At 55.5% G+C, this 24,777-nt stretch carries 21 protein-coding genes and 2 tRNA genes; 15 read left to right on the top strand and 8 right to left on the bottom strand.

Going from position 1 to position 24,777, the window contains the following annotated elements:
• Positions 1-110: 110 nt before the first annotated feature.
• Genes bioD through bioB form a run of 4 tightly spaced genes read right to left on the bottom strand, consistent with a single transcriptional unit; the run spans position 111 to position 3,745 of the window.
• Positions 111-791 carry a dethiobiotin synthase gene (gene bioD, locus CPA59_RS09000; RefSeq protein ID WP_038918691.1) on the bottom strand — a complete coding sequence of 227 codons (681 nt, stop codon included), beginning with the start codon at positions 789-791 and terminating at the stop codon, positions 111-113.
• Positions 784-1,566, bottom strand: coding sequence for a malonyl-ACP O-methyltransferase BioC (bioC, locus tag CPA59_RS08995; protein WP_107759131.1), 783 nt, complete (start codon positions 1,564-1,566; stop codon positions 784-786). Before bioC ends, bioD begins: the two co-directional genes overlap by 8 nt.
• Positions 1,553-2,707 carry an 8-amino-7-oxononanoate synthase gene (gene bioF, locus CPA59_RS08990; RefSeq protein WP_107759130.1) on the bottom strand — a complete coding sequence of 385 codons (1,155 nt, stop codon included), beginning with the start codon at positions 2,705-2,707 and terminating at the stop codon, positions 1,553-1,555. The genes bioC and bioF overlap by 14 nt, the downstream gene beginning before the upstream one ends.
• Complete coding sequence (bioB, locus tag CPA59_RS08985; protein ID WP_038920918.1) at positions 2,708-3,745, bottom strand: biotin synthase BioB; 1,038 nt, start codon at positions 3,743-3,745, stop codon at positions 2,708-2,710.
• Between the two features lie 89 nt (positions 3,746-3,834).
• On the opposite strand from bioB, the gene bioA reads away from it, so the two are divergent.
• The 12 genes from bioA (at position 3,835) to CPA59_RS08920 (ending at position 18,256) form a co-directional block, all read left to right on the top strand.
• Positions 3,835-5,118, top strand: coding sequence for an adenosylmethionine--8-amino-7-oxononanoate transaminase (gene bioA / locus CPA59_RS08980; RefSeq protein ID WP_107760789.1), 1,284 nt, complete (start codon positions 3,835-3,837; stop codon positions 5,116-5,118).
• Positions 5,119-5,528: 410 nt separating this feature from the next.
• The gene (locus CPA59_RS08975) at positions 5,529-7,505 is read left to right on the top strand and encodes a glycoside hydrolase family 3 protein (protein ID WP_107759129.1); all 1,977 of its coding nucleotides are present in this window, start codon (positions 5,529-5,531) and stop codon (positions 7,503-7,505) included.
• A 146-nt stretch (positions 7,506-7,651) separates the two neighbouring features.
• Complete coding sequence (locus CPA59_RS08970; protein ID WP_038918688.1) at positions 7,652-8,062, top strand: CidA/LrgA family protein; 411 nt, start codon at positions 7,652-7,654, stop codon at positions 8,060-8,062.
• Complete coding sequence (locus tag CPA59_RS08965; RefSeq protein ID WP_038659877.1) at positions 8,062-8,757, top strand: CidB/LrgB family autolysis modulator; 696 nt, start codon at positions 8,062-8,064, stop codon at positions 8,755-8,757. Before CPA59_RS08970 ends, CPA59_RS08965 begins: the two co-directional genes overlap by 1 nt.
• A 102-nt stretch (positions 8,758-8,859) precedes the next feature.
• Positions 8,860-10,206, top strand: coding sequence for a PD-(D/E)XK nuclease family protein (locus CPA59_RS08960; protein ID WP_107759128.1), 1,347 nt, complete (start codon positions 8,860-8,862; stop codon positions 10,204-10,206).
• Between the two features lie 173 nt (positions 10,207-10,379).
• Positions 10,380-11,267, top strand: a complete 888-nt coding sequence (gene cdd, locus CPA59_RS08955; RefSeq protein ID WP_107759127.1) for a cytidine deaminase — start codon at positions 10,380-10,382, stop codon at positions 11,265-11,267.
• A 280-nt stretch (positions 11,268-11,547) separates the two neighbouring features.
• Positions 11,548-13,245, top strand: coding sequence for an NAD-dependent malic enzyme (locus tag CPA59_RS08950; RefSeq protein WP_038918685.1), 1,698 nt, complete (start codon positions 11,548-11,550; stop codon positions 13,243-13,245).
• A 218-nt stretch (positions 13,246-13,463) separates the two neighbouring features.
• Positions 13,464-14,699: a molybdopterin molybdotransferase MoeA gene (gene moeA, locus CPA59_RS08945; protein WP_107759126.1), complete on the top strand. Its 1,236-nt coding sequence runs from the start codon at positions 13,464-13,466 to the stop codon at positions 14,697-14,699.
• Positions 14,699-15,457: a molybdopterin-synthase adenylyltransferase MoeB gene (moeB, locus tag CPA59_RS08940; RefSeq protein ID WP_107759125.1), complete on the top strand. Its 759-nt coding sequence runs from the start codon at positions 14,699-14,701 to the stop codon at positions 15,455-15,457. Before moeA ends, moeB begins: the two co-directional genes overlap by 1 nt.
• A gap of 213 nt (positions 15,458-15,670) precedes the next feature.
• Positions 15,671-16,066, top strand: coding sequence for an acyl-CoA thioesterase (locus CPA59_RS08930; RefSeq protein WP_038918682.1), 396 nt, complete (start codon positions 15,671-15,673; stop codon positions 16,064-16,066).
• Between the two features lie 115 nt (positions 16,067-16,181).
• The gene (locus CPA59_RS08925) at positions 16,182-17,234 is read left to right on the top strand and encodes a glycosyltransferase family 2 protein (protein WP_107760788.1); all 1,053 of its coding nucleotides are present in this window, start codon (positions 16,182-16,184) and stop codon (positions 17,232-17,234) included.
• A 467-nt stretch (positions 17,235-17,701) separates the two neighbouring features.
• Positions 17,702-18,256, top strand: a complete 555-nt coding sequence (locus CPA59_RS08920; protein ID WP_038659899.1) for a flavodoxin family protein — start codon at positions 17,702-17,704, stop codon at positions 18,254-18,256.
• A 71-nt stretch (positions 18,257-18,327) separates the two neighbouring features.
• Here the strand turns inward: CPA59_RS08920 and CPA59_RS08915 are convergent, their stop codons facing one another.
• From CPA59_RS08915 to CPA59_RS08900, 4 genes are all read right to left on the bottom strand, one after another.
• On the bottom strand, positions 18,328-18,495 hold the full coding sequence (locus CPA59_RS08915; protein ID WP_038918679.1) for a YqaE/Pmp3 family membrane protein: 168 nt from the start codon (positions 18,493-18,495) through the stop codon (positions 18,328-18,330).
• Between the two features lie 156 nt (positions 18,496-18,651).
• Positions 18,652-20,730, bottom strand: a complete 2,079-nt coding sequence (locus CPA59_RS08910; RefSeq protein ID WP_107759123.1) for a discoidin domain-containing protein — start codon at positions 20,728-20,730, stop codon at positions 18,652-18,654.
• A 104-nt stretch (positions 20,731-20,834) separates the two neighbouring features.
• Positions 20,835-21,182, bottom strand: a complete 348-nt coding sequence (locus tag CPA59_RS08905) for a DUF3168 domain-containing protein (RefSeq protein ID WP_107759122.1) — start codon at positions 21,180-21,182, stop codon at positions 20,835-20,837.
• A gap of 401 nt (positions 21,183-21,583) precedes the next feature.
• Positions 21,584-21,673 (bottom strand) — tRNA-Ser (locus CPA59_RS08900).
• A 94-nt stretch (positions 21,674-21,767) separates the two neighbouring features.
• On the opposite strand from CPA59_RS08900, the gene mtfA reads away from it, so the two are divergent.
• The 3 genes from mtfA (at position 21,768) to CPA59_RS08885 (ending at position 24,156) form a co-directional block, all read left to right on the top strand.
• Complete coding sequence (mtfA, locus tag CPA59_RS08895) at positions 21,768-22,559, top strand: DgsA anti-repressor MtfA (RefSeq protein WP_107759121.1); 792 nt, start codon at positions 21,768-21,770, stop codon at positions 22,557-22,559.
• 109 nt (positions 22,560-22,668) lie between these two features.
• Positions 22,669-22,744 (top strand) — tRNA-Asn (locus tag CPA59_RS08890).
• A 161-nt stretch (positions 22,745-22,905) separates the two neighbouring features.
• Positions 22,906-24,156 (top strand): integrase arm-type DNA-binding domain-containing protein, encoded by a 1,251-nt coding sequence (locus CPA59_RS08885; RefSeq protein WP_049112341.1) that lies wholly within the window; start codon positions 22,906-22,908, stop codon positions 24,154-24,156.
• Positions 24,157-24,777 lie beyond the last annotated feature (621 nt).

The following is a 24,777-nucleotide window of genomic DNA, read 5'->3' as shown; positions in this document are numbered from 1 at the left end:
AAACTGCTGGCCCAGTGGATTCAGCACCTGTTTTCAAGATGGTTTTTTCTATCAATTTCAACCAGAAGAGGGGGAAAAGCTGCGACTCATGCAACATTTACTCAGAATCGTTAACCTCTCAGTAAAGTGATGTTTAAGTAATCGCCGATATCCTGCTGAATTGGCTCGGATAAGTAAGGGATTTCCCCCAGCTGCGGCGCCGGAATCCGCGCTTGCAACGTTTGCAGGTAGGCGTGATGGTGACGACCGGGCGGCTGCACCACGTTGGCGACCCAGCCCGCCAGCCGCAAACCGGCTTGCTGCACCGCCTGCGCCGTCAGCATCGCATGGTTGATGCACCCCAGCTTCACCCCCACCACCAGAATCACCGGCAGCGCCTCTTGCTGTACCCAATCGGCGAAGGTCTGCCGTGTGGAAAGCGGCGTAAACCAGCCGCCGGCGCCCTCTATCAGCACCCAGTCCGCCTGACGCTCCAGCTCGCGCAACCCCTCGCTGAGGGTGGAAAACGCAATCGGTCGCTGTTCGGCCGCGCTGACGATATGGGGCGACGTCGGTTCCAGAAACGCCAGCGGATTGACCGCATCGTAGGGCAGCGCCACGCTGCTGTTGGCCTGCAACTGCAATGCATCGCTGTTGCGGATGCCGTGCGGCGTCACGTCGCAGCCGGAGGCCACCGGCTTATACCCGGCGGTACGGTATCCGGCGCGGCGGGCGGCCTGCAGCAGCGCCACGCTGGCGACCGTTTTGCCTACTTCAGTGTCGGTTCCGGTAACAAACCAGCGTTCAGTCACGATAAATCACTCCAAAAACACGTTGATACGTCAGGGGATAGCCCTGCGAATGACGGCTGTAACGCGTGGTCAGTTCGGTCAGTTGCCGACGGCTCAGGCCGCCGTGGTCACGGCCGTCACGCAGCCAGGTGGCGCCTACCCCTTTGACCGAACGCATCAGGCTCAGCACATCGGGGAAATAGCAGGTCACCGGCGCCAGCGAGACATCAGCGTGGTAGAGACGGAAGGAGGAGACGATCGCCTCCAGCGACATAAAGCGGTTAATGCGACGCGAGCCGTCCAGTTGCTGCCAGGCGGCATCCAGTTCAACCAGCGTGCCTTCCGCCAGCGTACAGACGGCAATCGCCCCGCCCGGCCGGGTGACCCGGTAAAGTTCAGCCAGCCCGGCGTCGAAATCATCACACCATTGCATCGCCATGTTGCTAAAGCTGATATCCACGCTGCCATCCGCTAACGGCAGATGTTCGATATCGCCTTGCAGATAGCGCGTCGCCGCCCGCCGCTGACGCGCTATCGCCAGCATCTCCGTCGATAAATCCAGCGCCGTCACCTGTTTTCCGCTCGCCTGCCAGCGGTCGCTGAAATAGCCGGTGCCGCAACCGGCATCCAGCACCTCGCGGCCGGCATGGTCGCCGACCAGCGCCATCAACTGTTCCCCACTCTCGCGCTGCAGGGCGGCAAAGCGGTCGTAATATCCGGCCGCCCGGCCGAAGGCGCGGGCAATCGCCTGCTTATGGGGAGGATGCGGCATCAAGAGCGTGTTACCCGGCGTCATACAATACCTCCAGCAGACGGTCGATATCCTCCGGCTGATGACTGGCGGTCAGGGTAATGCGCAGGCGAGCGGTGCCCGGCGGCACGGTGGGCGGCCGGATGGCGTTCACCCACAACCCATGCGTACGCAGTTGCTGCGCCAATGCCAGCGCCCAGGCGTTATCGCCGACGATCAGCGGCTGGATAGCGCTCGTCGACTCCAGCAGACGAAACGGCAGCCCGGCCGCACCGTCGCGGAAACGACGGACCGCCTGCGCCAGCGCGGCACGTCGCGCCTCGCCGTCAGCGCCGCGAACGACCGCCAGCGCCGCGTCCAGCGCGCACGCCTGCGCCGGCGGCATGGCGGTGCTGTAAATCAGATGACGGGCGAACTGCAACAGGTATTCCGCCACCGACTGGCTGCACAACACCGCCGCCCCGCTAACGCCAAACGCTTTGCCGAAAGTGACAATCAGCAATTCGGGTTTCACCCCTTGCTGCCAGCTACAGCCGCGCCCCTGTTCGCCGACGATGCCGATGCCGTGGGCATCATCCACCATCAGCCAGACGCCATGATCGCGGCAGCGCGAATGTAACGCCGCCAGCAGCGCGGTGTCGCCATCCATGCTGAACACCCCTTCGGTGACCACCAGCGTCTGGCCGCCGACCGGTTTTTCCAGCAGCTGCTGCAACGAATCCGGCTGATTATGGTGAAAACGGCGTAACGTCGCGGGTGACAGGCTGGCAGCTTCCAGTAACGAGGCATGACTGAGGCGATCCGCCAGAATACGGTCCCCCTCCGTTAACAGCGCCGTCACCACCGCCTGATTGGCGGCAAACCCGGAGATCATCAACAGCGCCCGGTCGTACCCCAGCCAGTCCGCCAGTTGCTGTTCCAACTGCTCATGCGCGTTGGTATACCCGGTCACATGACCGGAACCGCCGCTGCCCACGCCGTAGCGCTCTGCGCCCTGCTGCCAGGCGCGCACAATCGCCGGATGCTGGCTCAGCCCCAGATAGTCGTTACAGGAGAAATTGAGATAACGCTGCTGCTCGCGCACCAGCCAGCGGCCGCTGCCGCCGTCATTGGGCAAGCGAACCCGGTAGGCGTCCTCCGCCTGCCGCTGCGCCAGCGCCTGATCGATCCGTTGTTGCCAGCCCATTCACACCGCCGCGTTGTAGTACTGAGCGGTATCGGCATGCAGCAGTCGTTCGGCCAGATGCTGCTGTTGCTGATTGTCGCCGTATTCGGTTTGGGTCTGCCGCGGGTTAAGCCCCAGTTTGCGGAACAGCAGCAGGTCCTTGTCTTCTTTCGGGTTCGGCGTGGTCAACAGCTTGCAGCCGTAGAAAATCGAATTGGCGCCGGCCATGAAACACATCGCCTGCGTCTGCTCGTTCATCTGCTCGCGCCCGGCCGACAGTCGCACGTAGGAGGCCGGCATCATGATACGCGCCACGGCGATGGTGCGGATAAAATCGAACGGATCCACGTCCTCGTTTTCCGCCAGCGGCGTCCCCTTCACCTTCACCAGCATGTTGATCGGCACGCTTTCCGGCGGCGTCGGCAGATTCGCCAGTTGCACCAGCAGTCCGGCGCGGTCGCGCACCGTTTCGCCCAGGCCGACGATACCGCCGGAGCACACTTTGATACCGGCTCCACGCACCTTACCCAGCGTATCCAACCGTTCCTGATAAGTACGGGTGGTGATGATGTTGCCGTAAAATTCCGGCGACGTATCCAGATTGTGGTTGTAGAAATCAAGCCCGGCCGCCGCCAGTCGTTCGGCCTGATCGCCATGCAGCGTGCCCAGCGTCATGCAGGTTTCCATTCCCATCGCTTTCACGCCGCGCACCATTGACTCCAGATACGGCATATCGCGCTCATGGGGGTTTTTCCACGCCGCGCCCATGCAGAAACGGGTAGAACCGGCCGCTTTGGCCTGTCGGGCGGAATCCAGCACCTGCTCGACCTGCATCAGCCGTTCGGTTTCAATGCCGGTACGGTAGCGCGCGCTTTGCGGGCAGTATTTGCAGTCTTCCGGGCAGGCGCCGGTTTTGATGGATAACAGCGTGCTGACCTGCACCTGACGGGGATCAAAGTGCTGGCGATGCACCTGTTGCGCTTCAAACATCAGTTCCAGAAACGGCTTATCGAACAGGGCCTGCGCCTGCTCCAGTGTCCAGTTTACGCGTTCGGTCATCATCATTGCTCCGGGTAAAAAAGTCTCGCCAGTGTAATTTATGTGGGTATACTGTCAACCAAATTGAGATCCAATTGGTTTACATCAGTATGAATCAGGACGACCTGAACTTCGACCAGCGCCATATCTGGCACCCCTACACGTCCATGACCGCTCCCCTGCCTTGTTACCCGGTGATCGCCGCCAGCGGTTGTCGGTTGCAACTGGCCGACGGCCGCCAACTGGTGGACGGTATGTCTTCATGGTGGGCGGCCATTCACGGCTACAATCACCCGCGGCTGAATCAGGCGTTGACGGACCAACTGGCGCAGATGTCGCACGTGATGTTCGGCGGCATTACCCATCCGGCGGCGGTGGCGTTGTGCCGCCAACTGGTGGCGATGACCCCGGCGGCGCTGGAGTGCGTGTTTCTGGCGGATTCCGGCTCGGTAGCGGTGGAAGTGGCGATGAAGATGGCGCTGCAATACTGGCAAGCGCGCGGCGAACGCCGCCAGCGCTTCCTGACGCTGCGCCACGGCTATCATGGCGACACCTTTGGCGCCATGTCGGTGTGCGATCCGGATAATTCGATGCACAGTCTTTATCAGGGATATTTGCCGCCGCATCTGTTCGCCGACGCGCCGCGCTGCCGCGTTGACCAGCCCTGGCAGCCGGAAGACATCACCGACTTCAGCGCACGGTTGCTGCAGCATCAGCACGACATCGCCGCCGTGATCCTGGAACCGATCGTGCAGGGCGCGGGCGGTATGCGCTTTTATCATCCCGAGTATCTGCGGCAGGTCCGCCAGTTATGCGATCGGCACGGCATTCTGCTGATCGCCGACGAAATCGCCACCGGGTTTGGCCGTACCGGACGCCTGTTCGCCTGCGAACACGCCGGGATAACGCCGGATATCCTGTGTCTTGGCAAGGCGCTGACCGGCGGTTACATGACGCTCTCCGCCACGCTCACCACCCGCGCGGTGGCGGAAACCATCAGCAACGGCGAGGCCGGATGTTTCATGCACGGCCCCACCTTCATGGGCAACCCACTGGCCTGCGCCGTGGCCCATGCCAGCCTGACACTGCTGGCGGAAAACCGCTGGCAGACGCAGGTCGCCGCTATTGAGGCGCAGTTGCGTCAGGCGTTGCTACCGCTCAGCGAGGCGCCGACCGTTGCCGACGTGCGGGTGCTGGGCGCCATCGGCGTGGTGGAAACTCGCCAGCCGGTCAATATGGCGCGTCTGCAACGCTTCTTTGTCGATCGAGGAGTATGGATTCGGCCGTTCGGCAAGCTTGTCTATCTCATGCCGCCCTTCATCATTCAGCCGGACGAGTTGCAGGCGCTGACCGATGCGGTTCGGCAGGCGGTTTCCAATCCGGCGCTGTGGTGAATCTGGCGTGAGGTAAATCCCCGTCTGCCAAAAGCCGGGCCGCAAATAGCGCCCGGTTTTATTTTTCTTTATTTGCCGACTCCGCTTTTCGTCCTCTTTCTTGTTATTTCCCAGCGATTGAAATCAAACAATCACAATAAGAAATTATCACCAATGACGGTGATTGAATAATTCTCACCCACCGGCAACACCTGCGCCAATTCTTTGATCCATCTTCAGAATTACTATTTACCCGCTTGAACCCCCAATTAAGACTGGCATAGCGTGACAGGAATTAATCGCTGGCGCTCACCGTTATTCCACTCAGCGGGCACAGGCTGTCTTTTCTTTTTCCGATGGTCTGTCGCGTTGAACCTTCACGGGCGCTCGCTGTTTTTTCCTCTGGCCCACACATAATGAGAAAGACCACCATGAAATCACGATTCTCGCCGCACACCGCGGTGGTTCTGCCCTGGATTGCCACCCTACCCTTGCTGTTTTCCCCGCTGGCGGGAGCGGTACAGCAAGCGGTGCTTGATACCCGCGAAGCCCCGCTGATCACCGTCGACGGCCTGAAATTCAAGGATCTCAACCGCGACGGTAAACTCAATCCGTACGAAGACTGGCGTTTGCCGCCGGCGCAACGTGCGGCGGACCTGGTGTCGCGCATGACGCTGACGGAAAAAGCCGGGGTGATGATGCACGGCTCCGCCCCCACCGCCGGCAGCGTCACCGGCGCCGGCGCCCAGTACGACCTCGCGGCGGCCAAAGCCATGATCGCCGAACGCTACGTCAACAGCTTTATTACCCGGCTTTCCGGCGATAACCCGGCCCAGATGGCGGAAGAAAACAACAAGCTGCAGCAACTGGCGGAAGCCACCCGGCTGGGTATCCCCGCCACCATCAGCACCGACCCGCGCAACTCATTCCAGTCGCTGGTCGGCGTTAGCGTGTCGGTCGGTAAATTCAGCAAATGGCCGGAAACCCTCGGTCTGGCCGCCATCGGCGACGAGGAGCGAGTGCGGCGCTTCGCCGATATCGTGCGTCAGGAATACCGCGCAGTCGGCATCACCGAAGCCCTGTCTCCCCAGGCCGACCTGTCCACCGAACCACGTTGGCCGCGTATCGACGGCACCTTCGGCGAAGATCCCGATCTGACCAAAAAGATGGTGCGCGGTTATGTCACCGGCATGCAGAACGGCAAAAACGGCCTTAACGGCCAAAGCGTGATTTCCGTGGTGAAACACTGGGTCGGCTACGGCGCGGCGCAGGACGGCTGGGACAGCCACAACGCCTATGGCAAATACGCGCTGTTCCGTCAAAATAACCTGCAATGGCATATCGACCCGTTTACCGGCGCGTTTGAAGCCCACGCCGCCGGCATCATGCCCACCTATTCCATTCTGCGCAACGCCCGCTGGCACGGCAAACCGATCGAGCCGGTCGGCGCCGGTTTCAACCGTTTCCTGCTCACCGACCTGCTGCGCGGCCAGTACGGTTTTGATGGCGTGATCCTCAGCGACTGGCTGATCACCAACGACTGCAAAGGGGACTGCCTGACCGGCGTCAAATCCGGTGAAAAACCGGTGCCGCGCGGCATGCCGTGGGGCGTGGAAAACCTGACGCCCGCCGAGCGTTTCATCAAGGCGGTTAACGCCGGGGTTGATCAGTTCGGCGGCGTAACCGACTCGGCCTTGCTGGTGAAAGCGGTACAGGACGGCCTGCTGAGCGAAGCCCGGCTGGATACCTCGGTCAACCGTATCCTGAAGCAGAAATTCCAGATCGGGTTATTCGAGCGCCCTTACGTCAATGCCGCGCAGGCCAACGATGTCGTCGGCAGAACAGACTGGCAGCAACTGGCGGACGAGACCCAGGCGCGGGCGCTGGTGTTGCTGCAAAACAACAATCTCCTGCCGCTGCGTACAGGCAGCCGGGTCTGGCTGCACGGCATTGACGCAAAAGCCGCGCAGGCGGCAGGGTTTATCGTCGTGGATGCGCCGGAGAAGGCGGACGTGGCGCTGATTCGCACTCATACCCCGTACGAGCAGCCGCACAAAAACTTCTTCTTCGGCAGCCGTCACCATGAAGGGTCGCTGGCATTTCGCGCCGACAATCCGGACTATCAGGCCATCGTGCGCGCCAGCGCCCGCGTGCCGACGCTGGTCACCGTCTATATGGAACGTCCGGCGATCCTCACCAACGTTGTGGACAAAACCCGGGCGCTGATCGCCAACTTCGGCGTCAGCGATAGCGTACTGCTGAGCCGGCTGGTTTCCGGCGCGGCTTACACCGCAAAATTGCCCTTCGAACTGCCCTCTTCCATGCAGGCGGTGCTGAAACAGCAGCCCGACCTGCCGTACGACAGCAATAAGCCGTTGTTCCCATTCGGCTACGGCCTGCCCCACTGACCCGCGTTGCCCCGGTTCGTCCGGGGCGACCATTTCCCGCCGCAGGGGATCGTCCAGGGAAAACCACACTCCGCGTTTTGTGATTCGTAGCACACTGACAATATTAGCGTTATCATCACTTCTACGGTTAATCAGGATTTTCCCTTATGCGTAATACCATCACGCTTTGCTGGCAGTATTTACGCGCTTTCGCATTGATTTATCTGTGTCTGTTCGCCGGCAATGCGATATCCGCGTTACTCCCCATCACCATTCCCGGCAGCATCCTCGGCATGCTGATTCTGTTCGCGCTGCTGGCGTCGCAGATTCTGCCTCCCAACTGGGTCAAACCCGGTTGTCATCTGCTGATTCGCTACATGGCGCTGCTGTTCGTGCCCATCGGGGTCGGGGTGATGAACTACTATGGCGTGCTACGCGACCAGTTCGGCCCGATTGTCGTTTCCTGTCTGGTCAGCACCTTTGTGGTGATGATCGTCGTCGGCTACACCACCCAGATGATGCACGGCGACCGGCAGGCTGGCAGCCGGAACGGCACAGAAACGAAGGAAGAAAAATAATGCTGAATTATCTGTGGTGGTCGCTGCCGCTGACGCTGGCGGTGTTTTTTGGCGCCCGCAAGGTGGCGATGACGCTAAAAATGCCGTTGCTTAACCCGTTGCTGGTATCGATGCTGGTGATCATTCCGCTGCTGCTGGTGCTGGATATCCCCTACAACCACTATTTCAGCGGTAGCGCCATCCTCAACAGCCTGCTGCAACCGGCGGTGGTGGCGCTGGCGTTTCCACTGTATGAACAGCTACATCAAATCCGCGCGCGTTGGAAATCCATCATCAGCGTCTGTTTTATCGGCAGCGTCACCGCCATTATTTCCGGCACCGTCATCGCCCTGTGGCTGGGCGCTTCGCGGGAAATCGCCGCCTCGGTGTTGCCGAAATCGGTCACCACGCCGATCGCCATGGCGGTCGCCAGTTCCATCGGCGGCATTCCGGCCATCAGCGCCATGTGCGTGATTTTCGTTGGCATCGTCGGCGCAGTACTCGGCCACGCGCTGTTCAACCGACTGAAAATCCATGCCAAATCCGCCCGCGGGCTGGCGATGGGCACGGCGTCGCACGCGCTGGGCACCGCCCGCTGCGCGGAAGTGGACTTTCAGGAAGGCGCCTTCAGTTCGCTGGCGCTGGTGATTTGCGGCATCATCACCTCGCTAATCGCCCCGTTTCTGTTTCCGGTGATCGTGCGCCTGATGGGCTAATGCCACCGGACGCCCTGACGTCATCCAAATTGCAGGTCCGCACCTTGAAACACCGGTCGGCCTGCATCCCGCCACATGATAAGAAAACATTCAGACTGCCACATGGACGAACAGACATTTTATACCTTTCTTGAAGATAAACATTTCATCGAGTTACAAGAGCTGCTCAAGACATCGGATGACATCCTTGATGTGATTACGCTAACGGAAAATCAACACTCCCATATGTTGGCCTGGTGCCTGAATCCGAATGAAGGCCACGGTCAGCGAGACGCGATAATTAAAGATTTTCTGACCGCCGCCTATTACGCCAGTACCGAACATAAATACGACAATAAAAAATTTTTCCATATCTGGACCCCCGGCTTAATCCATCAGACCAGCTTTGGTTCGCTGTTTGTCTGCCGGGAATTCAGCATTGTCGACCTTAACGGGGGTCGCCGCCGTCTTGACCTGTTTTTGATCGACCCGCAAAACAAATTTATCGTCACGATAGAGAATAAAGCGGGCTCAACCCCCGATGTCGCTCAGCTTGACGACTATCACGCCGCGGTGAAAAACGCGCTGGCGCGCAACGCCTGTTTCCATGGCTATAACTTCCTGTTCGTCGCCATCGACAAATGGTTTAACCAGTCAGCCGATAACGATTTTGTCAGCCAGGCCAAGCGCTGGGCATTTATGAACTACCAGTGGCTGGATAAAGCGGCGCACCGCGCCCGCCTGCAATCTGAAAATCATCATGCCGCGGTGCAGTTGCTGTTGTCGTACTGCCAGAAACAGGCCGACTGGCAAAGCCCGGCCGAGCAAAGAATCTCAGAACTCTCCGCCACGCTGGCAATCCGCTATGCGCCGCTGGTGGAACACTTTTACCAGCAAAGAAATCACTCGCCTGTCCAATGGCGTGTCAGCAAATTTGCCGGCATCGACGCCGAAATGCTGCTGTTCCTGCAACAGCACCGCCCGCTTTGCGACAAGCTGATCCAATCCCGCGGCATCGCCGGCGTGCTGGTTAACATGAAAAAAGCTCTGCCGGATTTGCAGGGTGACGACGGCTCGTACAGCAATAATCTGCAAATCAGCCGCACCTGGTTTAATTTTGCGACCGACGCCATGCTGGAAATCAGCGCGGAGACGTACTGGCCTATCTACGTGAACATTTTCAGAGAAAAAAGCGAAAACAGCCGTCATCCTCGCTTCGGCCTACGGGTGTTTTATGCCGAGGCCTACCTGAATGAAGCCTTCTCCTCTTCGCATTGCGCCTTCACCGACTTGCTCTATCAACATTTTCCTGAGGGAAGAAAATCCAGAGCCTATGACTGGAAAACACTCAGCCATCAATACGGGTTGAGCGCAACGGAGGTGGTTGAGCAGGCGAAAAGGCTCGCACAAAAAATAGATGCGATCATTCAGCAGGAAAATGAAGCGGCATTGCCGGACGGCGGTTCATAACCGCTGCCGCAATACCAACCGGACCTGCGGCCGATAAACTTGAGATACATCTCGCATTTGTGATTTCTTTTTCATGTATTTCATATAAAAAGTGATAATAATCACAAATAATCGCCGCGTGTCTGACCAGACTCTGGTTAACATGCTCTGAAAACCGGGAAAGAGAGACCATCATGCAAGCACGCTTCCACGACGCTTTCACGCAACTGCCTGCGGCGCTGCAAGCCGCGCTGGCGCCGATACTGACGCGTGATGATTTTGCCGCCATGCTGACCGCCGACGATGTCAGCAGCATTTGCGCCCAGAGCCAGCTCGACGCCGACAGTCTGGCTTTCGCCCTGCTGCCGCTGGCCGCCGCCTGCGCGCTGACGCCGGTGTCTCACTTTCACGTCGGCGCGATAGCACAGGGCGTCAGCGGCGCCTTCTACTTGGGCGCCAATATGGAGTTCGACGGCCTGCCGCTGCAACAGACCGTCCACGCCGAGCAAAGCGCCGTCAGCCACGCCTGGCTGCGCGACGAACCGGCGCTGCGGGCGGTGACGGTGAACTACACGCCCTGCGGGCACTGCCGCCAGTTCATGAACGAACTCAATAGCGCGCCCGAACTGCGTATCTGCCTGCCGGGGCGTTCACCCGCGCTGCTCGGCCACTATCTGCCGGATGCGTTTGGCCCGCGCGATCTGGCGATCAACACCCTGTTGATGGATGACATCGATAACGGGTTGACGCTGACAACAGACGATCCCCTGCGCCAGCTGGCGCTGGCGGCGGCCAACCGCAGCCACGCGCCGTACAGTAAAGCATTCAGCGGCATCGCGCTGGAAACCCGCCGCGGCCGCCGTTACGCCGGGCGTTATGCGGAAAACGCCGCGTTCAACCCCAGCCTGCCGCCATTGCAGGCGGCGTTGAATCTGGTCAATCTGGCCGGCGAGCCGTTCAGCGATATTCAGCGGGCGGTTTTGGTGGAATCCAGCCATGTGACGCTCAGCCAGTGGAGCCTGGCCCAGCCGTTGCTGGCGTCATTCGGCTGTACCGATCTGTGCCGCGAACCGGCGCACTAAAACATAGCGCGCCGCCATGCGTTCATATGGCGGCGCTGCGTCGATTCGGTGGTGGAAAATTCACACCGTGTGAGTAAGACCGGCCCCCCAAACCCCCTCTTTTTCCAGCAGAAGCGCGATAATATGTGACTTTCCCCACATATTTTTCATATGCAAGTCATCTGTAATTATTTTAATTAACAATCCCTGTACATATTTTTGGGGTACTTTAAGATCCGCGTTATCCTATCGTTTCGTTGGTTCTTCGAACCGATTTCCGCTACCCAAAGAGTCGAAAGTCATGGAATTGGAATACGAAAGTAAACGTCCGCTTTATATCCCTTATGCCGGTCCTATCCTGCTCGAATTTCCCCTGCTGAACAAAGGCAGCGCCTTTACCGAGGCGGAGCGCGCCCAGTTCAACCTGCACGGCCTGCTGCCCGAAGCGGTGGAAACCATTGAAGAACAGGCAGAGCGCGCCTGGCGGCAGTATCAGGAATTCAAGAACGACATGGAAAAGCACGTGTACCTGCGTAACATTCAGGACACCAACGAAACCCTGTTCTACCGTCTGCTGGAAAACCACCTGAGCGAAATGATGCCGATCATTTATACGCCGACGGTGGGCGCCGCCTGTGAACACTTCTCCGACATTTACCGTCGTGCCCGCGGCCTGTTTATCTCCTACCCCAACCGCGAGCATATCGACGATATGCTGCAAAACGCCACTAAACAAAACGTAAAAGTCATCGTGGTGACGGACGGCGAGCGTATCCTCGGCCTGGGCGACCAGGGCATCGGCGGTATGGGTATTCCGATCGGTAAACTGTCGCTGTACACCGCCTGCGGCGGCATCAGCCCGGCTTACACCCTGCCGGTGGTGCTGGATGTCGGCACCAACAACCCGCAACTGCTCAACGACCCGCTGTACATGGGCTGGCGTCACCCACGTATTACCGGCGACGAATACTACGAGTTCGTGAACGAATTCATTCAGGCGGTGAAACGCCGCTGGCCGAACGTGCTGCTGCAGTTTGAAGACTTCGCACAGAACAACGCCATGCCGCTGCTGAACCGCTACCGCGACGAAATCTGCAGCTTCAACGACGACATTCAGGGCACCGCCGCCGTAGCGCTGGGCAGCCTGATCGCCGCCAGCCGCGCGGCCGGCAGCCAACTGCGCGACCAGACCGTAGCCTTCCTCGGCGCCGGTTCCGCCGGTTGCGGCATCGCCGAGCAGATCATCGCCCAAATGAAATCCGAAGGCCTGAGCGATGAAGAAGCCCGCGCCCGCGTATTCATGGTGGACCGTTTTGGCCTGTTAACCGACAAACTGCCGAACCTGCTCGACTTCCAGAGCAAACTGGTGCAGAAAAGCGAAAACCTGGCCAAGTGGGACATCACCAGCGACGCTATCTCGCTGATGGACGTCATGCGCAACGGCAAACCGACCATCCTGATCGGCGTATCCGGCCAGCCCGGCCTGTTCACGGAAGAGATCATCCGTGAAATGCACAGCCACTGCGCCCGTCCGATCGTGATGCCGCTGTCCAACCCGACCTCCCGCGTGGAAGCGCGTCCGGAAGACATCATCCGTTGGACCGACGGTGCGGCGCTGGTAGCGACCGGCAGCCCGTTCGCCCCGGTACAGCACAAAGACAAGGTTTATCCGATCGCGCAGTGCAACAACTCCTACATTTTCCCCGGCATCGGTCTGGGCGTACTGGCCAGTGGCGCCAAGCGCATCACCGACGGCATGCTGATGGCCTCCAGCCGCGCGCTGGCCGACTGCTCGCCGCTGGCAAGCCAGGGCGAAGGTCCGTTGCTGCCGGAAGTCAGCACCATTCAGGAAGTCTCTAAGCACATTGCGCTGGAAGTCGCCAAAGCGGCCCAGTTGCAGGGCGTGGCGGAAGTCACATCCGAAGACGCGCTGGTGAAAGCGATTGCCCACAACTTCTGGCAGCCGCAGTACCGCACCTACAAGCGCACCTCTTTCTGATTGCGCTTTCCGATCGCGCTGCGTTCAGCGCGATCGTCGTTTCAAGCGCGGCTCCGGCCGCGTTTTTTTATCCCCCGCTCCTCCGACACGCCTCATTCTCCCGCCCGGCGATTTCTGCCATAATGGCAACCTATAGACACATCAATACCATACCTGTTTTCAATACGATGCCTGTTCTGCCCGCTTAGTGATGCGGCGAACAGACCTGTGGAGCTGTCATGGATACTTCGGGTTTACTCTCTCTGGAACAGGCGCTGCAAACCATGCTGGCGCAGGTTTCACCACTCACCGCCACAGAAACGGTTTCGATTTATCAGGCCGCCGGTCGCATCACGGCGAGCGCGGTAAACTCCCCCCTCGACGTGCCCCCGTTCGACAATTCTGCGATGGACGGCTATGCCGTGCGTTGTCATGAACTGACCGGTCAGCCGTTGCCGGTAGCGGGTAAAGCGTTTGCCGGCGCGCCGTTTGACGCCGACTGGCCCGCAGGCAGTTGCATCCGCATCATGACCGGCGCGCCGATTCCTGTCGGCGCCGACGCGGTGGTGATGCAGGAAGACACGGAAAACGATGCCGACGGCCGGGTCCATTTCACCCGCGCGGTCAAACCGGGCCAGAACATCCGCCGCATCGGTGAGGATATCCGCCGTCAGGCGCAGGTGCTGCCAGCCGGCACCCGACTGGGCGCCGCCGAACTGCCGTTGCTGGCGTCGCTTGGCATTGCGACGGTCGAGGTGGTGCGCCGTCTGCGAGTGGCGCTGTTTTCCACCGGCGACGAATTACAGCCGGTCGGCGAACCGTTACAGGCCGGGCAGATTTACGATACCAACCGCTTTACCGTACGCCTGATGCTGGAACAGCTGGGCTATGAGGTGATCGACCTCGGTATCGTGCGTGACGACCCGGCGGCGTTGCGTCAGGTATTTCAGGAAGCGGATCAGGCGGCTGACGTAGTGATCAGCAGCGGCGGCGTGTCGGTGGGCGAAGCGGACTACACCAAACAGATGCTGGAAACGTTGGGCGATATCCGCTTCTGGAAACTGTCGATCAAACCCGGCAAGCCGTTTGCCTTCGGCAAGTTGAGCCACGCCTGGTTCTGCGGGCTACCGGGCAACCCGGTGTCCGCCGCCGTCACCTTTTACCAACTGGTGCAACCGCTGCTGGCACGGCTGTCCGGTCATACCGGCTGGTCATTGCCGGCGCGTTTTCGGGTTAAGACGGCGACAGCGTTGAAAAAATCGCCCGGTCGACTGGACTTCCAGCGCGGCATTTTGGCCCGCACCGCCGGGGGCGACCTGGAAGTGCGCACCACCGGGCACCAGGGGTCCCACGTGTTCAGTTCATTCAGTCAGGGCAACTGCTTCATCGTGCTGGAAGCCGAGCGCGGCCGGGTGGAAGCGGGCGAATGGGTGGACGTAGAACCGTTTAACGCCTTGTTGCAGAGCCATTACTGATGTTACCTGAACTGACGGATGAAGAAACCCTGCGCTATAACCGGCAAATCGTCCTGCGCGGATTCGATTTTGATGCGCAGGAGCGCCTGAAAGCCTCACGGGTATTGATCGTCGGGCTGGGCGGACTGGGTTGCGCCGCCGCGCAGTATCTAGCCTCGGCAGGGGTCGGTCGGTTGACCCTGCTGGATTTTGATACCGTTTCATTGTCCAACCTACAACGTCAGGTGCTGCACTGTGACGATCGTATCGGCATGCCGAAGGTGGAATCCGCCCGCCTGACCTTGCAGGGCATCAATCCGCATGTTCATATCACGCCGGTTCAGGACAATCTGGACGATGACGCGCTGCTGGCGCTGGTGATGCAACACGATACCGTGGTGGATTGCACCGACAATGTGTCGATTCGCGATCGGCTCAACCGCCTCTGCTTTATGCAAAAAACGCCGCTGGTATCCGGCGCGGCGATTCGGATGGAGGGGCAAATCAGCGTCTTTACCTATCAGCCGGAGGAACCCTGCTACCGCTGTCTCAGCCGTCTGTTTGGCGACGGCGCGCTAACCTGCGTCGAAGCCGGCGTCATGGCGCCGCTGGTCGGCGTAATCGGCTCATTGCAGGCGCTGGAAACCATCAAGCTACTAGCCCGCTATGGGCAGCCGCTGGCCGGTAAACTGCTGCTGTTTGACGCCATGACGATGCAATTTCGTGAGATGCGACTGCCGAAAAATCCGGACTGCGACATCTGCGGGCAAACAGGCTAAGAGCCTATCCCAATAGACGTAATTGGCGCAGCCAGTTTGGACTCGGGCAGCGCGGAGAACCCGGAGCGTACACGCAGTACGTGAGGCGTTCGAGCACTGCCCTGGGCCAAAATGACAAGTAAAATAGCCCTGGTGGGATAGGCTCTAAATCCCGCCGGGGATGAAATTGATGTAAGATGACGATGTTCTGATTATCCACAAGGTCGCCGTATCATGACGCAATCCTTAACTATTGAAGAGCGTATTCAGCATTCCATCACCCGGGTCGCCAAAGTGGTCTTCCCCACCAATATCAACCACCATTCGACGCTATTTGGCGGTACTGCGCTGGCGTGGATGGATGAAATTTCGTTTATTACCGCCACCCGTTTCTGCCATAAACCGCTGGTCACCGTTTCCACCGAAAAGATCAACTTCACTACCCCTATCCCGTCGGGCACCATTGTCGAGCTGGTCGGGCAGGTCAGCCGGGTCGGACGCACCAGCCTGACGGTCGATGTATCGGTGTATCTGGAGCAGATGTATGCCGAAGGCCGCACCAAAGTGATTACCGGTCAGTTCAATTTTGTGGCGGTCAATGACGAAGGGCGCCCGATTCCATTATTCTGATCGCCGGCCGCTTTCATTTTTCAATGAATGAGGCAACACTGACGCACTAATGTTTCGTCAACGGTTTCCTCTGGTCGCCGTGGCATCATCAACCTTTTTCTGGCGGGTGAAAATAATGATTTCCGTCTGCATGATAATCAAAAACGAGGCCAGGCATCTTGCCGGCACGCTGGCATCCATCGCCGCCCATTTTGACGATATCGTTATTGTCGATACCGGTTCCACCGATAACTCCAGGGCCATCGCCAGTCAGTTCACAACCAATATCCATGATTTCGAATGGATAGCCGATTTCTCCGCCGCGCGTAATGCATCGCTGGATTATGCCCGTCACGATTGGGTGCTGGTGATCGATGCCGATGAAGAAATCGAATCGATTGATATCGATGCGTTATACGCACTGATAAAAGCGCACCCGCAGGCGATCGGGCGCGTGGAGCGCATCAATTATCTGGATGAAGGAAGCGATACCACGACCGTCCGGGAATCGATCAATCGTTTATTTCGCAAAGATCGTTATCATTACAGCGGCATTATTCATGAACAGGTTACGCCGCGGGAAATCAGCGCGCCGCCCGCGCCTTCATTTATCGCCCCGATACGCCTGAATCATGTGGGATACAAAAAAGAAATACTGCAGGAAACCGATAAAATTTCGCGAAACATCACCCTGCTGAAACAGGCGCTTGAAACACAGGCTGACGACCCTTATCTGCTGTTTCAACTGGGAAAAAGTTATTACCTGAAGCGGGACTATCCCTCCTCGATTGACTATTTCCGGCAGGCATTGCGTTTTGAAACCAATTTTACGTACGAATATACCGAAGACCTGGTCGAGACCTATGGTTATGCGCTGATCAATCAGGGCGAATATGCGGCGGCCATGGATATTCTTCATTATGAACCCCATTATTCATCCACTGATTTTATGTTTTTAAAAGCATTGATTATGATGAATAATGGTCAGCTTCAAAACGCGGTTGATTTGTTTATCCACTGCACAAAGATGCCGCCGGGGAATAAAGAAGGCGTCAATTCCTATAAAGCCAATTATAATATCGGCGTTATTCTGGAATGTGTCGGCATGAAGCAGAAGGCGCTGGAGTTTTATCAAAAATGCGGTAATTACGCGCTGGCGCGTGACGGCATTCAACGGCTGGTTCATTGAAGCGATTTGATATGCCTCCTCTGACATGTTTTTCCAGTGGAGGCGTGTATACCCTAAATAATTCGAGTTGCGGTGAATCCCGATGCGCTTACTCAGGTAAGTGATTCGGATGAACGACAACGCTGCCGGGAGCAGAGTTGAACGCTGCTGGCAACGGCCCCAAAGGGGCAAGGCCCAGGGATGGGCCGAGTAATAAAGCCAGCACATCTGCAACGTGACGTATGACGGATATAAAGCCGAATCACTTATTCATATTCTTCATAATCTATTTTAAAACGATGCGGCATCGCTGCATTCTATTAATATCCCTGATCATATTACCGTTATATGGTTACCACAAAGTAACCTAGGCACTTTCAGGTAATTCATTGTTTATGCAAATTTGACGCGATAATATGTCGCCATACCTGAGCAGAACTTATCGTTTTTAAGTTCTGTTTTTATCTGGCCATACTTGAGGAAATGCTATGAGCAAGATTGCAGTTGTCTACTATTCTGGCTACGGTCACACCAAACTTATCGCTGAACTGGTTGCGGAAAGCGCCAAAGCCAGCCTGATCGCTATCGACAGCAATGGCGATATCACCGACGCGGACTGGGAAACACTGAACGCCGCAGACGGCATCATCTTCGGCGCGCCGACCTACATGGGCAACGCCCCCTGGCAGTTCAAGAAATTCGCCGACGCCAGCTCAAAAATCTGGTTTACCCGCGGCTGGCAGGACAAGGTGTTTGGCGGCTTCGTCAACAGCGCCAGCCTGAACGGTGACAAACAAGTGACGCTGATTTATCTGCAGACGCTGGCTGCACAGCACGGCGGCATCTGGGTCAGCCTGGGTCAACTGCCGGCTAACGCGCTGGCTTCCACCCGCAACGACGCCAACAACCTCGGTGGTTCCGGCGGTGCGCTGATTCAGTCTCCGTCCGACGCCGGCGCCGATGCCATTCCGGCAGGCGATCTGGAAACCGCCAAACTCTACGGCGCGCGCGTTGCTGAAATTACCCGTCGCCTGCACGGTTAATCACGCCATACCCTCTGAAATTCACATGCCCGGTTTCCCGGGCATTTTTATTTATCGTCATTCTTTCCCGGCTAATGCCGTTCAGGGCGCGTTTGAATCCAGAACGCATGGATCAGGCCAGGCAGGTAACCCAGCAACGTCAGCACGACATTCAACAGGAATGCCCAGCCAAGACCTTTACCCAACAAAACCCCAAACGGCGGCAGAATAATGGTGAATAAAATACGCCAGAAACCCATTGGTAACCTCCCTTGCGGCCAGTAATCGGGTTAGATACGCCAGCATAATCGGTTGAATGTCAGTTTCTGATAGCTGTGGGTAAGGCTTTTCATACAGATGAAAAAGCGGACTGAGAATATCAGTCCGCCCGTGTTATTTAGGGATACAGTCAGGTATTACGGCTGTTGATAGGCCAGCTTGTAGTTACCCGCCGCCACGGTTTTAAACGTCACTTTGTCGGGATACCAGCGAATTTCCACTTCGGCTTCGGTCTGTTTTTTCCAGGCGGAAGATACTGCTGACAGTATAATTTGATCTACTTTAGCATCATCAGTAGCGCCATTAGGCACAGAGAAACCAAACGCAAAAGCAATATTGTCAGGTATCCCCTGTGTATTCACATATAGCAGGGCCCATTGCGTATTAGTCAGAGCATTCAGTACTGATGCTGACACACCTTGGGTATTTAATTTATCTGCCCCGTTACGGTCAATAGTTAATGTGCCAATAGAAATAAATGTACTACCGTTCCATGTAAACCACTCATTCCCATCTCGCGACACAGCCATTTTTACTGCACCTGCACCTGTCTGCGTTACCGTAGCTGTCACTGTGGATAATAAGCTATAGGATTTAATATTTGTCAGGATTGCTGTTTTAGCAATCTGCGGTGCAGGTGACACAATAACATTTAATTTTCCGTCCTGATTTGAGAACAGTTTTTTTACAATAACATTCGTTATTTTCCCAGAAGTAACGAAGCCAGTCGCAGAGATATCGGATGCAACAGATGGTACTGAAACCTGTTTGAGAGTACCGCCAGAAGCAGTGTAGTAATTGTTATCACTGGCCTGAATTAGTACGTATTGACTGTTTTTTATAAGGCGTAACTCATATAGGTTACATCCCGCATTCGAAAGTAGACGATAATAAGAATATGAAACCGAAGATTGTAGTGTTCTTGTTAAGTTAAACTCACCACCGTTGCCAGTATCTAACGTATCCCATGTGCCATTATCATTACTGCCCTGGAAGCTCCACGTTCCTACAAAGCTAGCATTGAGATAAAAGCTATCGACAGTAGTCTTGTTTTGAAACGCTACGCTAATGTTTGCTGGACCGATAGGCGGTTTCCAGTAAGTCCCCGCATTTCCATCAAATGCCTTCCATGGGTAGTTGATTTCATGAATAGCGCTTGCGGATACCGTTATCCCTGTCGCTGAAGTATTTGACGTCAACACAGGAATAATCGACGCATAGGTAGAAATCTGTATGTCGTTGATTGGAATTTCAGGTATTGACGCCTCGTAAATTTCACCCACAGCGCTGAGCGCTATATCACCACCAATGTATGGCTTCATGACGCCATTGAACATCAGCCCTTCTGTTGCAATCATGCCGGTACCGTTATCAAAGCTGTTCACAACAACCGGACTGGCAGCAGCAGCCTCTTCCTTCAACGCAAATGCCTCGAAGCTATAGTCCATCTGACCATTCGGGCTAATCGGGAAGGCAAACACCTGATTTGCCGTCGCACCACTACGCGTCAGCACGGTATAACCAGTGCCACCATTACCACTACTGCCGCCTGTCGCACTGACAACCAACTGATTACTGTTTGTATCATAATTCAGTGAAACACTCTGACCAGCCGCCAGCGTCGCCACAAGTACCTTGCGCACCGCGTCGGTGAAGTCGGTAATTTGCGAGGCAGTATGGGTATGATTAGCAAGGTCGGACTTATGCACCACATCGCTCAATCCAAGATTAGCGACAAACTGGGCTTTATCCGGGATATCCGCACCATTGAGGGTTTTATCCATCATCCGGCTGACGGCGTCGGTCAAATCCGGCAGCGTTTTCACCACCACGTTCTGACCATTGCTGTCCGTCAGGGTCACCTGACCGCGCTCGGTCAGCACCTGTTTCCACTGCGTCAACTGGGATTGATAACCTGCCAGCATCGCCGCAACCTGCGCCACATAGGCGGCGTGATCAAACGTGTCACTGCTGCTAAATGCCGGAATCGCGTAATGCACGCCATTTGCCGTACAACCACTATATTCGCTGGCCAACACCAGCTCAGTATCCGATACCACTGAGGCAATTTCATAAATTTTAATGCTGCAATCAGCAAAAATCAGCAACATGCCGCCGGCAATAACGCCATTATTCTTATCTGTCCAAATCGTATTATTCCCCAGAACAACCTTACTACCAGAAAATAAAGATAAGCTACCTGATTTATACCACATAAATTACGTCCTTTATTCCATAAAACAGTAAAAACCTGCCCAGCACAATGCCAGGATGGAAGTTAACCCAGGATGGAAATTAAATTCACTCGCTGAGGAAATAGTTAGCGAGAAATATCAACCTCCAGTGTCATACGGAACTTTTCGTATTCCACATCGAAGTCGTTATATTCGACAGTTTTATTCGGTTGCAATGCTGAAAGGGCCATTCCGACCTGCTCACGCAAGGCCCGAGCTTCGGCTACCGTATGAGCATAGCAATCTGCCGTGACGGTGACTTTCTGGCTGCTCAGTTGTTGCGAGGTATCGTAATTATTCTCCTGGATCAATGAGAAAAGGATAAACGGACATTTCTGATGAGGTGCATGATAATCGCAACACGGTACGGCATACGCATAAACACGACCATTAGCCAATTTACCCAGCAGTGGATAGATATCTTCTTCAGTCATTTTAATCGCCTACTTTGATAATAAATAAAATAGATTCTTTCGAAAACCTACCGTTTCGAGCATGATCATAATGGCTTTATGACTAGGCTTCTTGCTTTCACTGTTGTGCCGTCAACCAGAAATAAAAATTCTGGTCTATTAATATTTATCCCTGTTGAACGATAAAAACTTAAAAAATGACGGCAATCCACGAGATTAGGCCGGTTACCATAAATCAACGCATCAACGATGATAATTCGTGATGTAAAAATGGTGATTTCATGACGCTTCTGCCAGAAACATCACCCAATTGGGTGTTAGGCTGTGCCATACGTAATGGCGAGAGAAAAGGAAAAACAACATATCAGCAAGAAAAGGATAATTCAGACAGGAAAAAGACAAAGAACTAAAAGAGGGTTAAGTGGCGGAGAGAGGGGGATTTGAACCCCCGGTAGAGTTGCCCCTACTCCGGTTTTCGAGACCGGTCCGTTCAGCCGCTCCGGCATCTCTCCGTAAAAGTGGTGCCTATAATGCCCTGTTTTATGGCATGTTAACAAGAACAAACCGACGCCTTTGAATTCAAGTGATGACTTAGCGAGCAACACCATGATGAAGTGGCAATGGAAATCCCCTACCCCCGACGCTTTTTCGGACTGGCAGCAGGCATTGTCAATCCCGCTGTTAACGCCGCTGGCTGAGACTGAACGCCAGCGTATCGTCATACTGTCCAGGCAGTTTCTGCGCCAGAAACGCCTGGTGCCGCTGCAGGGGCTGGCGCTGACTGAGCTAATGGCGCAGCGCATCGCGCTATTGTTTGCGCTCCCGGTGCTGGAGCTGGGTATCGAATGGCTTGACGGCTTTCATGACGTACTGATTCACCCCGAACCTTTTATGGTTGATGGCGAATGGATGGATGAATTCGGTCTGGTGCATAGCGGCCCCAGCGTACAATCGGGTCAGAGCTGGGATCAGGGACCGATCGTACTGAACTGGCTGGAGATTCAGGATTCGTTCGATCTTTCCGGATTCAATCTGGTTATCCACGAAGTCGCGCACAAACTGGATATGCGCGGCAACGAACGCCCGTCTGGCGTTCCTTCCATGCCGATGCGTGATGTAGCACGCTGGGAGCAGGTGCTGCATGCCGCGATGGAGGAACTGCGCGAGGAAATAGAGCTGGTGGGCGAAGACGCCGCCAGTATGGACCCTTACGCCGCGACCGATCCAGCGGAGTGCTTCGCCGTGTTGTCCGAGTATTTTTTCAGCGCGCCAGACCTGCTGGCGGAGCGATTCCCGGCGGTATACCAACACTTTTGCGGTTTTTACCGCCAAAGCACGTTGGAACGCTTGCAGCACTGGCAAGCGAGCCATCCACTGGCTGATTTGTCATCAGAATGATGCTGAATCCTACGGATTGTACAGAAGCCAAGCAGTCAGCGCAGAATGTCGATGTTGCCCGTTGACAGCTTACGGGCACCACGGATAAGATGCGCCCCGTTCAAGCGATTCCTCTGTAGTTCAGTCGGTAGAACGGCGGACTGTTAATCCGTATGTCACTGGTTCGAGTCCAGTCAGAGGAGCCAAATTCTTGTTTTCATGCCTCTTTGCGAATCCTTATGTGATTTAGATTCAATAAGTTAGCGCGAAAAATCTTCCCGATGCATTTTTAGTTTTCCCTCCGCATCGGGAGAATTTGGTGGTCAGATTTGGGGTCATGTTGGTTCGATGACGGAGTGACCCCCAAATGTCTCTTAACGACACAAAAATCCGCAACTTAAAACCATCCGCTAAACCCTTCAAAATTTCCGATTCCCATGGTCTGTACCTGTTGGTTAATCCAGGCGGTTCACGTCTCTGGTATCTCAAATATCGTATCAATAGAAAAGAATCTCGCCTTGGCTTAGGCGCCTACCCTGACGTGTCTTTAGCTAATGCTCGTCAACAGCGTGATGGTATCCGTAAACTCCTCGCGCAAAATATCAATCCAGCACAACAGCGCTCTGCTGAAAGAACCACTTCCACACCAGAAAAAACCTTCAAACATGTGGCACTGGAGTGGCATAACAGCAACCGAACATGGTCTGAGAACCACGCATCCCGCCTGCTTGCCAGCATGAACAATCATATATTCCCTGTGATTGGACACTTGCCGGTAGCTGAACTGAAACCTCGTCACTTTATCGACCTGCTGAAAAGCATTGAGAAAAAAGGTCTGCTGGAAGTCGCAGCACGTACCCGGCAGCATATGTGCAACATAATGCGTCATGCTGTGCATCAGGAGTTGATAGAGCACAATCCCGCGGCAAATCTGGAGGGTATCATCGCCCCGCCAGTTAAACGTCATTACCCCGCCCTTCAGTTGGAGCGACTACCGGAACTGTTGGCACGCATTGAGGACTACAAGCAAGGACGAGAGTTAACCCGCCTGGCTGTCTCACTCACCCTTCACCTATTCATCCGTTCCAGCGAACTGCGTTTCGCCCGTTGGTTTGAGATCGATTTCAAAAATAGAATCTGGACCATTCCTGCCACTCGCGAGTCCATCCCCGGCGTCCGCTACTCTGGCCGTGGTGCAAAAATGCGTACTCCACATATCGTTCCACTCTCCTGTCAGTCTATTGCTATTCTGAAACAGATACGGGAAATATCCGGACATCAGGAACTTATATTCCCCGGCGATCATAATCCGTATAAACCGATGTGCGAAAACACGGTCAATAAGGCGCTACGCCTGATGGGCTATGACACAAAAGATGAAATCTGCGGCCACGGATTTCGGGCAATGGCATGTAGTGCCCTGATGGAGTCTGGCCTATGGGCGCAGGATGCGGTTGAACGGCAGATGAGTCACCAGGAGCGTAACAGCGTTCGAGCGGCTTACATCCATAAAGCAGAATATCTCGATGCCCGTAAAGCGATGATGCAATGGTGGTCAGATTATTTGGACAGATGCAGAGAGGAATTCGTGCCACCCTATGTCAGGGGCCGCCAGTAGCAGATGGTATGAACCTTAGGATGTGACTAATTGGTAATTTTGAAAAAGGGTTCAGCTAATGGACCCTGTTTTAATTTGCATAAACAGCCATAGAAATGATCGGTCCACAGTCATTTCTCATAGCCAGATAGACATTCTCACCACGCATTTTTTGCCGCAGGATATCTCGGTAACGTCAGAAATGTGGAAACAAGATCTGGTTGAGGCGAAAAGTTCATTTAACTCAACAATCCCCCCTGAGGTTATCATCATAGTGCCGTTTGATTTCGGATAAACCATGGCGTACTGCCAATGTATGCGGGAAATTGCTTTTATTAACCGTCTCTTAAGCATTGAGACCATTTATTATGAGCTTTCTGTATCACATCCCCAGCACGTTCATCTCACTTGATTATTTGCAAATAAAAACCCCTTCCAATAACTGCCCTTGCCAAAATAAACAATCTTAAACTCCATACAGAAGATCAAGCTCAGAGCTAATTTCTACCTGGCCGCAAAAAATCAAGGTTATTTCACTGTTCAAACGAACATACCATCAGAGCGGCCAGGTGAAACTAAAAGTGAGAGCTACGTAACGTTCCCTTAACACGACAATTGACGAATTTATTACGGTGGGTATTG

This window comes from Dickeya sp. Secpp 1600 (genome assembly GCF_003049805.1).
GTDB lineage: Bacteria > Pseudomonadota > Gammaproteobacteria > Enterobacterales > Enterobacteriaceae > Dickeya > Dickeya fangzhongdai.
The sequence above is the reverse complement of the archived record's forward strand: the minus strand, read 5'-3'. Positions and strand labels throughout refer to the sequence as shown.

Bases quoted from the DNA above. Each gene is read 5' to 3' on its own strand.
- mtfA (WP_107759121.1), top strand. From the start codon at position 21,768: ATGATGAAGTGGCAATGGAAATCCCCTACCCCCGACGCTTTTTCGGAC.
- CPA59_RS08905 (WP_107759122.1), bottom strand. From the start codon at position 21,182: ATGACTGAAGAAGATATCTATCCACTGCTGGGTAAATTGGCTAATGGT.
- CPA59_RS08915 (WP_038918679.1), bottom strand. From the start codon at position 18,495: ATGGGTTTCTGGCGTATTTTATTCACCATTATTCTGCCGCCGTTTGGG.
- CPA59_RS08950 (WP_038918685.1), top strand. From the start codon at position 11,548: ATGGAATTGGAATACGAAAGTAAACGTCCGCTTTATATCCCTTATGCC.
- CPA59_RS08970 (WP_038918688.1), top strand. From the start codon at position 7,652: ATGCGTAATACCATCACGCTTTGCTGGCAGTATTTACGCGCTTTCGCA.
- CPA59_RS08885 (WP_049112341.1), top strand. From the start codon at position 22,906: ATGTCTCTTAACGACACAAAAATCCGCAACTTAAAACCATCCGCTAAA.
- CPA59_RS08965 (WP_038659877.1), top strand. From the start codon at position 8,062: ATGCTGAATTATCTGTGGTGGTCGCTGCCGCTGACGCTGGCGGTGTTT.
- CPA59_RS08975 (WP_107759129.1), top strand. From the start codon at position 5,529: ATGAAATCACGATTCTCGCCGCACACCGCGGTGGTTCTGCCCTGGATT.
- cdd (WP_107759127.1), top strand. From the start codon at position 10,380: ATGCAAGCACGCTTCCACGACGCTTTCACGCAACTGCCTGCGGCGCTG.
- moeB (WP_107759125.1), top strand. From the start codon at position 14,699: ATGTTACCTGAACTGACGGATGAAGAAACCCTGCGCTATAACCGGCAA.
- moeA (WP_107759126.1), top strand. From the start codon at position 13,464: ATGGATACTTCGGGTTTACTCTCTCTGGAACAGGCGCTGCAAACCATG.
- CPA59_RS08925 (WP_107760788.1), top strand. From the start codon at position 16,182: ATGATTTCCGTCTGCATGATAATCAAAAACGAGGCCAGGCATCTTGCC.
- CPA59_RS08920 (WP_038659899.1), top strand. From the start codon at position 17,702: ATGAGCAAGATTGCAGTTGTCTACTATTCTGGCTACGGTCACACCAAA.
- CPA59_RS08930 (WP_038918682.1), top strand. From the start codon at position 15,671: ATGACGCAATCCTTAACTATTGAAGAGCGTATTCAGCATTCCATCACC.
- CPA59_RS08960 (WP_107759128.1), top strand. From the start codon at position 8,860: ATGGACGAACAGACATTTTATACCTTTCTTGAAGATAAACATTTCATC.
- bioC (WP_107759131.1), bottom strand. From the start codon at position 1,566: ATGACGCCGGGTAACACGCTCTTGATGCCGCATCCTCCCCATAAGCAG.
- CPA59_RS08910 (WP_107759123.1), bottom strand. From the start codon at position 20,730: ATGTGGTATAAATCAGGTAGCTTATCTTTATTTTCTGGTAGTAAGGTT.
- bioB (WP_038920918.1), bottom strand. From the start codon at position 3,745: ATGACCGAACGCGTAAACTGGACACTGGAGCAGGCGCAGGCCCTGTTC.
- bioA (WP_107760789.1), top strand. From the start codon at position 3,835: ATGAATCAGGACGACCTGAACTTCGACCAGCGCCATATCTGGCACCCC.
- bioF (WP_107759130.1), bottom strand. From the start codon at position 2,707: ATGGGCTGGCAACAACGGATCGATCAGGCGCTGGCGCAGCGGCAGGCG.